General features: G+C 38.9%; 8 protein-coding genes. 4 read left to right on the top strand and 4 right to left on the bottom strand.

All coding sequences use genetic code 11. The features are described 5' to 3' along the window. Window positions 1-12 precede the first annotated feature (12 nt). From QJV33_RS03705 to QJV33_RS03715, 3 genes are all read right to left on the bottom strand, one after another. The gene (locus tag QJV33_RS03705; protein ID WP_281462060.1) at window positions 13-1,110 is read right to left on the bottom strand and encodes a site-specific DNA-methyltransferase; all 1,098 of its coding nucleotides are present in this window, start codon (window positions 1,108-1,110) and stop codon (window positions 13-15) included. Then, a complete protein-coding gene (locus QJV33_RS03710) occupies window positions 1,107-1,739 on the bottom strand; it encodes a ribonuclease HII (RefSeq protein WP_281462061.1) in 633 nt (210 codons plus the stop codon). Before QJV33_RS03710 ends, QJV33_RS03705 begins: the two co-directional genes overlap by 4 nt. Before the next feature lie 159 nt (window positions 1,740-1,898). Continuing rightward, window positions 1,899-2,309 carry a DUF883 family protein gene (locus tag QJV33_RS03715; RefSeq protein WP_281462062.1) on the bottom strand — a complete coding sequence of 137 codons (411 nt, stop codon included), beginning with the start codon at window positions 2,307-2,309 and terminating at the stop codon, window positions 1,899-1,901. A 297-nt stretch (window positions 2,310-2,606) separates the two neighbouring features. On the opposite strand from QJV33_RS03715, the gene QJV33_RS03720 reads away from it, so the two are divergent. The 4 genes from QJV33_RS03720 to QJV33_RS03735 are packed head-to-tail and all read left to right on the top strand — an operon-like array spanning window position 2,607 to window position 11,783. Then, the gene (locus tag QJV33_RS03720; protein WP_281462063.1) at window positions 2,607-3,803 is read left to right on the top strand and encodes an efflux RND transporter periplasmic adaptor subunit; all 1,197 of its coding nucleotides are present in this window, start codon (window positions 2,607-2,609) and stop codon (window positions 3,801-3,803) included. Between the two features lie 30 nt (window positions 3,804-3,833). After that, on the top strand, window positions 3,834-6,959 hold the full coding sequence (locus tag QJV33_RS03725) for an efflux RND transporter permease subunit (protein ID WP_281462064.1): 3,126 nt from the start codon (window positions 3,834-3,836) through the stop codon (window positions 6,957-6,959). After that, entirely contained in the window at window positions 6,959-10,243 is a 3,285-nt protein-coding gene (locus tag QJV33_RS03730; protein WP_281462065.1) for an efflux RND transporter permease subunit, read from the top strand. Before QJV33_RS03725 ends, QJV33_RS03730 begins: the two co-directional genes overlap by 1 nt. Further along, window positions 10,236-11,783, top strand: a complete 1,548-nt coding sequence (locus QJV33_RS03735; protein WP_281462066.1) for an efflux transporter outer membrane subunit — start codon at window positions 10,236-10,238, stop codon at window positions 11,781-11,783. The genes QJV33_RS03730 and QJV33_RS03735 overlap by 8 nt, the downstream gene beginning before the upstream one ends. Before the next feature lie 32 nt (window positions 11,784-11,815). Here the strand turns inward: QJV33_RS03735 and QJV33_RS03740 are convergent, their stop codons facing one another. After that, window positions 11,816-12,970 (bottom strand): MFS transporter, encoded by a 1,155-nt coding sequence (locus tag QJV33_RS03740; RefSeq protein ID WP_281462067.1) that lies wholly within the window; start codon window positions 12,968-12,970, stop codon window positions 11,816-11,818. Window positions 12,971-13,090 lie beyond the last annotated feature (120 nt).

Genomic DNA, 13,090 nt, shown 5'->3' on the forward strand with positions numbered 1-13,090 from the left:
TTTTCTGGTTAATTATTTCTTTTCCATCGTTTGATTATACTCGGTGCGTAATACGTCCAAAGCATGTAACGCACCGTCTTTTTCAAAATGCCAAAATGTCCAACCATTACAAGAGGGCGCGTTGGTAACAACAGCACCTATTTTATGAATAGATCCCCTTTGATTACCACTGACAATCGTACTATCCGAAGTTACCGTTGCAAACACACGACGTTGACGATCCATTAAGACCGTGCCAGGTTGAATAAACCCTTGTTCAATCAAATTTCCAAAAGGAACCCTAGGAATTTCACGTTTCGATGGTGAAATCTTGATATCTTTAACAGGTAATGGCGTTTCCGTTTCAACACGTGCAGTGGCTGCTTTTAAATAATCTGGATGCCGCTCTATCCCTATAAAACGACGTTGTAAACGTTTTGCAACTGCCAACGTAGTTCCCGTACCTGCAAAAGGATCCAACACAACATCATCTATATTAGTAGAAGATAACAGTACTCGATATAACAAACTCTCTGGCTTTTGAGTCGGGTGTAACTTTAACCCATGCTCATTACGCAAGCGCTCATTGCCTGTACATAACGGCAAAAACCAATCAGAACGCATTTGAATATCGTCATTTAATGTTTTCATGGCCTGATAATTAAATCGATATTTGCTATCAGCCCCTTTGGCAGCCCAAATCAAGGTTTCATGAGCGTTTGTAAAACGACGTCCTTTAAAATTTGGCATAGGATTAGATTTGCGCCAAATAATATCGTTCAATATCCAAAAACCAAGATCTTGTAAAATCGTGCCAATACGGAAAATATTATGATAAGAACCAATTACCCAAATTGTTCCATCCTTACGCAGTATCCGATGGCACTCTTTTAACCAATCCCGACAAAATTGATCGTAAACAGCGAAACTCTGGAATTTATCCCATTCCTCAGTAACCCCATCAACCAGCGTATCATCGGGTCTACGCAACTCGCCCTGTAATTGCAAATTATAAGGAGGATCCGCAAACACACAATCAATCGATGCTGATGGTAAATTCTTCATAACTTGAATACATTCTCCCTTTATCACCTGATCCAAAGGAAGATTCAACATGACCGCACCGCTCATAGTTTTTCCGACACGAATGCCGCCTCATTATTTTGCAAATTCATTTTAAAAGAAAGTTGTTTGACCGTGACAAATCCTTGACGATGATGTGGGGAACAACCATTCTCATTCAACGCTTGACGATGGAAAACTGTTGGATAACCGACGTTTTTATCCCATCCATAGGCAGGCCATTTTTTGGCTAAACGCGCCATCAGGCGATCTCGGATAACTTTTGCAACAATAGATGCCGCAGCAATTGAAAAAGACAGTCCATCCCCTTTGATAATTGGCTGTGTCATACATCCAAAGTTGGGCGCAAAATTCCCATCAACCAATACAAGTTTGGGTGAAACATGCAACTTATACACAGCCCTCTTCATCGCCAAAGCGGCTGCTTTTTTTATATTTAATACCAAAATTTCAGTAACCGATGCCGCAGCAATACCGATATAAGTCTGAGGCAGATTCATAAGACGTGTAAAGATTTGCTCTCTTAAAACAGGTTTTACTCTTTTAGAATCATCTAAATTATGTCGCAAGTCCTGTGGTAAAAACCCTTGGAACATGACTGCTGCGGCCACAACTGGCCCCGCAATACATCCCACTCCCACTTCATCAACCCCTGCTATTTCTATGGCATATTGCATTTATATTTAAGTACTCTATATTGGTTTTTTCACGAAATCATAATATACTCAACGAGTCGCAAAAGAATAGAGGGAAAATATCAAATTTAAAAAAAAGCTGTTTTTTCTTTTTGTCATAGAAAAAACAGCTTTTATAATTATTTTGTATAATTAACAAAATTAATTTTTTTTACGGCAACAACATTTTAATAATTTTGTTACAATAATTCCTACAACGCCAGCAACACCTAATGAAAGAATAGGCCGATCACGAACAAAATTGACCAAAGATTCTAATTTTCCTTCATCACCATATAAGCGATTAAATTCATCTTCAGCACTTGCAGCGAAATCTTCAGCTTTGCCTTGGAAACCAGAAAAATGATCATCAGCTTTGTTTTTTAAATCATGAAAACCATCTTTAACGGTATTTTTAGCATCATGATATTTATCTTTTGCATCATTTTTAAGGTCATGCAAATTGTCTTTTGCTTTGTTTGCTGTGTCTTTTAGTTTTTCTTTACCTTGATCTACAGCATTTTCAACTTTATCACTTACATCTTTGACGGAATCTTTTAGATCTTTACTCATTATATTATATCCCTTTCAAACAAAATTGAATCTCTTTTGAACATTTCAATTATGGCAATAGTATTTTATAAAGTCCATACTTTATCCAAAATAAATCCTTAAATTTCAACATAAAAAATAAAAACTCAATTTATAGTTTGATTATATATATTTTATCTCAAGAAGTTCTTTATAAAAAATATATAATTTCTGATAATGATGTCATAAAATTATCATTATTTGTGTGCAAATAAAAATTAAATAAATATATTAAATAAAACTATTCTGGAAAAAACCTATCACAAGATCGTAGAACGAATGTCGTCGCCCACTGCACCTCAAAACAATCAACAGCCTGAAAATTCTTCTTCCTCTACCCCACATCATTATAAATGGATAAAAAGATTTTTTCTTCTTTTTATTCTGTTGATTATTTTAGTGATAGGGTATCGTTTTGCACATTCTTTTTTCCCCTCTTCAGAAAAAAAAGTAGCAACATTACCCCAACCTGTTGCAGTTGCCATTGCAAAACATCAAAATGTCCCCATTATATTTACAGAACTTGGCACCGTCATTCCAATTGCGAATATTACTGTTCCAGCCAGAACCTCGGGTTACCTACAGCAAGTTTATTTTACCGAAGGACAAATGGTAAAAAAGGGCGATTTATTGGCATTGATTGATCCACGCCCTTATGAAGCTCTTAAAGCACAATATGAAGGCACATTAAAAGCTGATGAAGCCTCATTAAAACAGGCAAAATTAGATAATGCTCGTTATCAACAACTTTTAAAACAAAATAGTATTGCGCCTATGACAGCGCAAGATCAACAATACAAAGTGGCTCAGCTCGAAGGGCAAATTAAAGCAGATCAGGCTTTAATCAAACAACAAGAATTGAATATTATGTATTCCCATATTCGTGCATCAGTGGATGGGAGGATTGGGATCAGACAAGTTGATGCTGGAAACTATGTCACCGAGGGACAAAGTAACGGGATTGCTATTTTAACACAAATGACCCCAATTTCTGTGATTTTAACCGTTCCTGAAAATAAACTTGGCATGGTTTTGGATGCATTAAAACAACAACCTGAACTTTCTGTCGAAGCATGGAACAACGATAACACCACAAAATTAGCCGATGGAAAAGCCAGTGTCGTTGATAGTCAAATTGATACCTCAACAGGAACCGTAAGAATGCGTGCCATTTTCCAAAATGCCAATTGGGAACTGTTTCCAAATCAATTTGTAAACGCACATATCCTAGTCAAAACCTTACATGATGTTTTAACAGTACCGAACAATGCCATTCAAACAGGTCCTGATGGTGCATTTGTCTATATAGTGCAAGACAACTCCAGCGTTAAACTCCAAAATATTAAAACAGGCTATAATGATGGGGAATATACGGTGATTGAATCCGGATTAAATCTTAATGACAAAGTGGTAACCGATGGTATCGATCAACTGCGTGACGGTGCCAAAGTGACTATTCCTAATAATCCACAATAACACTTAATTATTTATTTTTGGATCGTTCTAATGAATCCTTCGCGTCTATTTATTCTGCGCCCCGTGGCAACGACTTTGCTCATGCTTGCTATTCTAATTTGCGGGATATTAGGCTATCGCTTTTTACCACTCTCTGCTTTGCCTCAAGTTGATTATCCTACCATTACTGTCAGCACTTTTTATCCTGGTGCCAGTTCAGAAGTCATGATGACTTCTGTCACTGCCCCTTTGGAAACACAATTGGGTAAAATTCCAGGGCTGGATGAAATGACATCCCAATCCTCTGGCGGGGCTTCGGTGATTACGTTACGATTCAGCCTCAGCATGTCTATGGATGTGGCTGCTCAAGAAGTGCAAGAAGGAATTAACCAAGCAAACTCCCTGTTACCAAGTGATCTACCAACCCCACCTATTTATGCCAAAGTAAACCCTGCCGACACACCGATTTTCACCTTGGGCATTACTTCTTCCACACTTCCTCTGACAGAAGTAGAAGATTATGTAAATACAAGATTGGCAGCCAAAATCAGTCAAATTGCTGGTGTAGGGTTAGTCACCTTATCAGGGGGACAACGCAAAGCCATTCGTGTCCAAATGAATATACCTAAATTAACTTCTTATGGAATTGATTTGGATAATGTTCGGACAACTATTGGCAATGTCAATGTTAACTCCCCAACAGGGAATTTCGATGGATCACAACGCTCTATTACACTACAAGTCAATGGACAGATTCAAAGCCCTGGGCAACTTTTAAACCAAATTATCGCCTATAATAATGGCGGTCCTGTTCGATTACGTGATGTTGCCACCGTTGTACAAGGTCCTGAAAACACACAATTACAAGCTTGGGCAAATAAAACACCTGCTCTTATTTTAAACGTACAACGCCAACCCAGTGCCAATATTATTGATGTTGTCGATAATATCAAAAGAATTCTTCCTCAAATAGAAAACTCTCTACCCTCTGGGATTGCTCTAACGCCTCTAACAGACCGCACTATTACCATTCGCGCATCTGTCCATGATGTTAAATTAGAGTTATTACTCGCGATCTTCTTAGTTATCGGTGTTATCTTTGTTTTCTTAAAAAATATTTCCGCCACAATTATTCCCAGCCTATCCGTCCCTTTATCTATTGTTGGCTCTGCAGCCATCATGTATTTGCTGGGCTTTTCTTTGGATAATTTATCCTTGATGGCATTAACCATTGCAACAGGCTTCGTCGTTGATGATGCCATCGTGATGATTGAAAATATCAGCCGTTATATTGAAATGGGTGAAGATCGTATGACCGCAGCCCTCAAAGGGTCGGCTGAAATTGGTTTTACCATTATCTCACTCACCATTTCATTAATTGCTGTCTTGATCCCATTGCTGTTTATGGGCGATGTGATTGGACGGTTATTCTATGAATTTGCTGTTACTTTATCCGTTACCATTATTATTTCAGCCATTGTTTCGTTGACACTGGTTCCGATGCTTTGTGCGCGTATGTTAAAAGAGCAAAAAGAAGCACCCAAAGAACATTTCTTTGATCGGATTATTCATGGAATTATCAGATTCTATGACACAGGACTGCAATTTGTTTTCCGACATCAACCTGCCACATTTTTTATGACGATTTTTACCTTAATCCTCACGATTATGCTTGCCTATTATATTCCAAAAGGATTTTTCCCAACACAAGATAATGGTATCCTACAAGGCATGTCTGTGATGTCTCAGACTTCTTCTTTACAAGTTGTTTCAAAAAAACAACAAGAATTGGCTGATGTGATTTTAAAAGACCCCGATGTTGTTAGCCTGTCTTCTTTCATCGGTATTGATGGTCAAAATATGACTATTAACCAAGGGCGGTTTTTGGTAAATTTAAAAGAACGCAGCAAACGGTCTGCCACTGCACAAGAAATCGCAAAAAGAATTAGTATCGCCGCCCATCACGTGATTGGCACTCAACTCTATTTACAGCCTGTTCAAGATCTTTCTTTAGAAACCTCATTTAGTGCAACACAATATCAATTCTTGTTAGAAAATCCAGATTATGACCAATTCCAAATTTGGGTGCCTCGACTGATTGAACAATTAAAACAAAATCCAATCCTAACGGATGTGACCTCTGACCTCCAAGCCGAAGGACCCGTGGCGAATATTATCTTGGATCGTACGACAGGCGCCAGATATTCCATTACTCCACAAACCATTGATAATGTTTTATATGATTCCTTTGGACAGCGTCAGGTTTCTACAATCTATACACAATCTAATCAATATAGAATTATCCTTGAATCTGAACCTAAATTCCAAAAACAAATCCAATCATTAAGCCAACTTTATCTTCCTGGGATCAATGGCAGCTCGTCCTCTACCAGTGGTTCGACACGTAACCCAACCTCTGGTTTAGTACCCTTACTTGGGGTAACATCTGTTAAATACTCAACAGCACCCTTGTTAATTACCCATTGTAAACAATTTCCTGCGACAACGATCTCCTTCAATGTTGCTAAAAATGCTTCTTTGGGCGATGCTACCCAAGCCATTGTGCAAGCTGAAAAAGAATTAAACCTGCCTAAAAGTTTCGTTATTAATTTTCAAGGGGTCGCATCCGCTTTTGAAAAAAGCCTAAGTAACGAACTCTTTTTAATTATTGCTGCCGTTGTTGCTGTCTATATTGTATTAGGGATTTTATATGAAAGCTTTATTCACCCTATAACAATTTTATCCACGCTCCCCTCTGCTGCGATTGGGGCATTATTCGCATTGTGGATCGACGGCAGTAATCTGGACATTATGGGCATTATTGGTATCGTTCTCTTGATTGGTATTGTTAAAAAGAACGCCATTATGATGATTGATTTTGCCCTTGAGGCAGAAAGAGTCGAGAATAAATCACCTTTGGAAGCTATTCATCAAGCAGCACTCCTTCGTTTTCGCCCAATTCTGATGACCACATTAGCCGCCATGTTTGCAGCTATTCCTATGATGTTAGGAACAGGAACAGGATCTGAATTGCGTCATCCACTAGGGATCTGTATCTTTTGGGGGTTAGTCGCCAGCCAATTATTAACCTTGTTTACCATCCCTGTTGTGTATTTATATATGGCAAGGTTCAACACATGGTTGCGTAACCTCACAATGGCAAAGAAAGCTGGGTAATGAATATCTCCAAGCTTTTTATTAAACGCCCCATTGGCACTATTCTTTTAACAATCGCTTTGGTTCTTAGTGGTATTTTAGGATATCGTCTGTTACCCATTGCAGATTTGCCCAATGTTGATATGCCCGTGATTATGATAAGGGCGCAGCAAGCTGGGGGAACACCAGAAGAGATCGCTTCCTCTATTGCTGCCCCTCTTGAGAAACGATTAGGACAAATCCCTGGCACGAATGAAATGACATCTCAGTCCACTCAGGGACAGGTCAGAATCATTATGCAGTTTGATTTATCCCGTGATGTGAATAGTGCTGCTCGTGATGTGCAAGCAGCCTTACAAGCTGCACGCGCTGATTTACCAACATCCATACGATCAAACCCATCTTATTTCAAGATGAACCCTGCTGCTTCGCCAATTATGATTATTGCAATCACATCCAAAACCAAAACGTTGGCACAATTATACGACTACACCACAAATGTCTTACAACAACAAATTTCAGCCATTAAAGGCGTTGGACAAGTTGAAATTGGGGGGAGTTCCCTTCCCGCCGTTCGTATTGATTTAAATCCTTTTCCTCTTTTTAAATATGGCATTGGCTTTGAGGATATCAGGGCTGCTCTTGCCTCGACCAACGCCCATACACCCAAAGGATTTATTGATGAGGGTGATAAACGCTATCAAATCGCAACAAACGATCAAGCACCGAAAGCAGAAGATTATAAAAGCATTGTGATTGCTTATCGAAATAATGCACCTGTTATGCTTAAAAATGTCGCAGAGATCAAAGATAGCGTCGAAGATATCCATAATGCAGGATTTTATAATAATGATCCTTCAATTATTGCAGTTGTCTTCCCACAAGCAGGCGCCAATATCATAGAAACAACCGATGCCATTAACGCCACATTACCGCAATTACGAGCCGCATTACCTGCAGATACCCGTATTGAAGTGGCAATTGACCGTTCTGTTACCATTCGTGCATCCCTTGCCGATACGCAAATGACCCTTGTTTTATCGGTTATTTTGGTTGTTGTTGTTGTCTTATTCTTTTTACAAGATTTGCGTTCTTTACTCATTCCAGCAATTGTGGTGCCAACCTCCATTATTGCGACATTCGGAATGATGAAATTACTGGGATATTCGTTGAATAACTTCTCTCTCATGGCGTTAACCATTTCAACTGGATTTGTTGTTGATGATGCGATTGTTGTTCTTGAAAACATTAATCGTCATATCGAAAGAGGTCTCTCGCCAATCAGAGCTGCCTTATATGGTGCCAAAGAAGTCTCTTTTACCATTATTTCAATTACAATTTCATTGATTGCAGTCTTTGTTCCCATTCTTTTTATGGGTGGAATTGTCGGTAAACTATTCCATGAATTCGCAATGACGCTCGCTATTGCGTTACTCGCCTCTATGTTCCTCTCATTGACATTAACGCCAATGATGTGCGCCTATATGCTGACCAGACCTACTGCCAAGGATCCTACAAGGACATTAACATTCAAAGAAAAACTTTGTCAAAGCTGTGAAAGATTTATCAATGCTCTGGGTGATTTTTATCAAGATACATTAAAAGTCGCTTTACGCCACCCGATTTTGGTTGTGCTTTCTATTCCAGCAACCATTATCTTGATGATGTTCCTTTTTATCACCATGCCAAAAGGATTTTTCCCAAAGCAAGATACAGGCATATTAATTTGTCATTTGCAAGGCGATCAATCAATCTCTTTTCAAAATATGAGAAAAAAAATCATTGAGGTTCAAAAAATCATCGTTCAAGACAAAGATGTGCAATCGATCTCTGCTTTTACTGGCGGCAGAGCCGTCAACCAAGGAAGTGTGTTTATCCAACTAACTGATAAAGACAAACGCACTGGCACTGTCCAAGAAACTGTTGCTCGCCTTTCTAAAAAATTAAATAATCTCGTTGGTGCTAAATTTTATATTACTATTCCTGGATTAATTCATGCCGGCGGTCGTTCTAGTAACGCAGAATATCAATATACGCTGCAAAGTGACTCTTCAAAAGATTTATATGATTGGATGCCGAAACTTGTAAATACCTTACAAAAACATTCTGATATTGTCAAAGATGTATCTTCGGACATACAACAAGGTGGCGAAGCCATTGATGTTGATATTTTAAGAGATACCGCCCCACGCGTTCAGATCACGCCACAATTAATATCCAACACATTGTATGATGCTTTTGGTCAAAGGGCTGCATCAGTCATTTATAATCCGTTAAATCAATATCGCGTTATCATGGAAGTTAATCCCAAATTTGCTCAAAACGCTAATATTTTAGCGCAAACATGGGTAAGCGTTTCTGGCGGTACTGCCGGGGGTGGGGCAACGTCAAATACGATACGTGTGTCAACCAACAGTAATATGAGCGAAGAAGCCAAAATCAACGAAAAAAATTTCAAAAACCAAGTCGCCAATCAGCTAGCAGGTGGGAATGGTGCATCTAATGGTTCTGCCGTTTCCACATCTAGTCAAACAATGGTTCCTTTATCTATCGTAAGCCATAAAAAGCCCGCTTTAACATCGCTGAGTGTCAACCATGAAGGCTTATTTGTATCTGCAACGCTGTCTTTCAATCTGGCCAAAGGAAAGTCACTGAGCGATGCCGTTCAATTAATTAAATCTGAAACGGTCAACATCCACCTTCCCAAAAATATTTCAGGAAGTTTTTCTGGTAATGCAGCGCAATATCAACAAAATAGTGGCAGTGGTCTTGTTCTTATCTTTGCTGCTATTCTTGCTGTTTATGTGACCCTCGGGATTTTATATGAAAGCTATATCCACCCAATTACTATTCTTTCAACACTTCCCTCTGCTGGGGTTGGGGCATTGTTAGCATTGGATTTATTTGGACAAGAATTCACAATTATTGCCTTAATCGGCATTATCCTTTTAATTGGTATTGTCAAAAAGAATGCTATCTTGTTGGTCGATTTCGCAATCAGTGCCGAAAAAATGGATAATATGGTGGCAAAAGATGCTATTGTACTGGCTTGTCAATTGCGTTTTCGACCAATTATGATGACGACCATTGCCGCTGCATTTGGAAGTATTCCGCTAATTATCGCCAGCGGATATGCCAACGAACTGCGCCGTCCTCTTGGGATTGCGATTGTCGGGGGATTAATCATGAGCCAAGCACTGACTTTATATACAACGCCCGTTATTTATCTTTATATGGATAAATTACGTCATTGGCGACCTTTCAAACGTTTCTTCTCCAAAAACAAAGGGCAACAACGTGCATAATCTGTCTTTTTCGTTTTCATCATTTTACAGCAATGCGCTTTTTAAAAGCGTTTCTGTTGCTTGCGTTCTATCCTTAACCAGTTGTATGGCAGGACCAAACTATCACCGCCCTTCTGCTATTATTGCACCACAATTCAAAGAATTAAAACCTGTTGCTGGTTGGATCAATGCTGACCCAAATCTCGCCTCTGCTGAAAAAGGCGAATGGTGGAGAATTTATAATGATCCTTTGTTAAATCAACTAGAAGAACAAATCGATATTTCCAACCAAAACCTGAAACAAGCAGAAGCCTCCTACCGAAATGCACGGGCATTAATTGACCAAACCCGAGCAGGGTTTTTCCCAACATTGACCATGGGTCCCAGTTTTAATCGCCAAGGTAATGGTGGTGGTGCCACTGGCATCGGCAGTGGAGGAAATATCAGCTATGCCAAAGGACAAACCAAGAATACTTACGCTCTGCAAACAGCTGCCAGCTGGGATTTAGACCTTTGGGGGAAAATTAGACGAAATACCGAAAGCCAAGTTGCCTCTGCCCAAGCCAGTGCAGCAGATTTAGCCAACGCTCGTCTTTCCTATCAAAGCCAACTTGCACAAACCTATTTTAATCTACGTTACCAAGATTCTCTGATGGATTTACTCCAAAAAAACGTTAATTTTTACGAAGCATCATTGCGAGTAACGCAAAACCAACATAATGCTGGAACGATCGAACCCACAGCTCTGTTACAAGCCAAAACCCAATTACAACAAACCAAAGCCCAATTAACACAAGCAGGAATAGCAAGAGCGCAATATGAACATGCTATTGCGATTTTAATTGGTAAACCTCCAGCAGAGGTTAATATTCCTCATGGACAATTGAGCTTCGCAGTCCCCGCTATCCCTGTCGCGGTTCCTGCTGCGCTTTTACAACGCAGACCTGATATCGCCTCTGCTGAAAGAAAAATGCAAGAGCAGAATGCACAAATTGGTGCTGCTATTGCTGCGTTTTATCCTGATGTCACCCTTACTGCCAGTTTAAGCTATAGTGGTGATCCAGTCGGGAGCTTAGTTCAAGTTGCCAATCGTATTTGGTCTTTGGGTGCATCTGCCTCCGAGACGCTTTTTGACGGTGGTTCCAGAACATCCTTGGTAAAACAAGCAGAGGCTCAATATGACATGGCTGTTGCTACCTACCGACAAACGGTTCTAGAGGCTATACAAGGTGTAGAAGATCAACTTTCTAACTTACGTATTTTAGATGAACAATATAAGCAACAACAACAAGCTGTAGAATTAGCAAACCAAACAGTTCAAATCGCGCTCAATCAATATAAAGTTGGAACAGAAGATTATACAACAGTTGTAACGCAACAAATCACATCACTCAACAATCAACAAACAGCACTGGGTATTCAACAACAACGCATGGTTGATAGTGTTCTATTAATTCAAAATCTAGGTGGTGGATGGAATGATAAACGTTTACCAAGCCGATCTTCATTAACCTCTAATCTGCCTTTTGTTCCGCCTTTTATCCAAAAAAATCCAAATTAATTATAAACATATTATATATGCATAATGAATTTTTATTTTTTACTTCTATAATATGATATTAATGCGAGAGCAAAAGCAGTTATCGATAATAATCCCCCTGCAAAATTAGGGGATCCATATCCAAATTGACACGCAATCGCCAACCCACCAATCCAAGCACCCAAAGCATTTCCAAGGTTAAACATTCCAATATTAAAAGACGAGATTAAATTCGCAGCCCCTGCTTGACGCGCTTTGGTCATGACTAAATGTTGGATTGGAGATACAGTTGCAAATCCAAAAGCTGCTATAAAAAAGACGCTAACCAACAGAACCCATTGATTTGCAGCCAGAAAATATAAAATAAACAACATCAGTGCTTGTAATAACAAACTGGACAATAATACAGGCATCAAAGATTTACTGGCTAATTTCCCGCCCAAAATATTTCCTATACACAACCCCAATCCAAATATAAATAATACCCAAGGCACAGCCGTATCATGAAATCCCGCTACCTTTGTTACTACGGGTGCAATATACGTAATTGAGGTAAAAAATGCAGCAGGTCCTAATACCGTAATAGCCAATGTGATTAAAACATCAAGATCCTTAAAAACAGCAAACTCTCGTCGAAGATCAAATTCAGGTTCGTCTTCTCTTCGAATTTTTTCTGGAACAAGTTTAGCAACCCAAATAAAAGCAATAATACCAATGATCGTAATCATATAGAAAACAAAATGCCAGGATATTTTATACCCTAAATAAGTTACCAAAGGTGTCCCAATCAGAGTAGATAACGTCAAACCGCTGAACATAAAAGAAATAGCAGCAGTTTCCCTTCCCTTACATAATTCAACCGCGATCAAAGAACCGATGCCAATAAAAGCACCATGAGTCAAAGATGTAATAAACCTGCCAATAAGAAGCACAGAAAAATAAGGAGACCAAGCAGTAATCAAATTCCCGACGATAAATAGTCCAACCAATATCAAAAGCATCTTCTTTTGAGGAATCTTTGCACCTAAAATCACAATAATGGGTGTGAAAACAAAAACACCCAATGCATAAATTGTTGCGGCATATCCTGCATTATCAATAGAAATCTTGAAATCATGTGAGATAAAGGGCAACAAACCAGATATTGAAAACTCAGTAATTCCAATACCAAAAGTCATCATTCCCAAAGCCCATATTGCTAATGGCATATATATCCTCTCGTTATACATATTATTTAAAAAAGTTACAAATTGTGAATATATAATCAATAACCACTCATCAAAACAAAAAAAGAGGTGGAAAAACCACCTCTTTTCTTTATTCAGTTA

The sequence above is a fragment of the Commensalibacter nepenthis genome, from assembly GCF_029953305.1.
Classification (GTDB): domain Bacteria; phylum Pseudomonadota; class Alphaproteobacteria; order Acetobacterales; family Acetobacteraceae; genus Commensalibacter; species Commensalibacter nepenthis.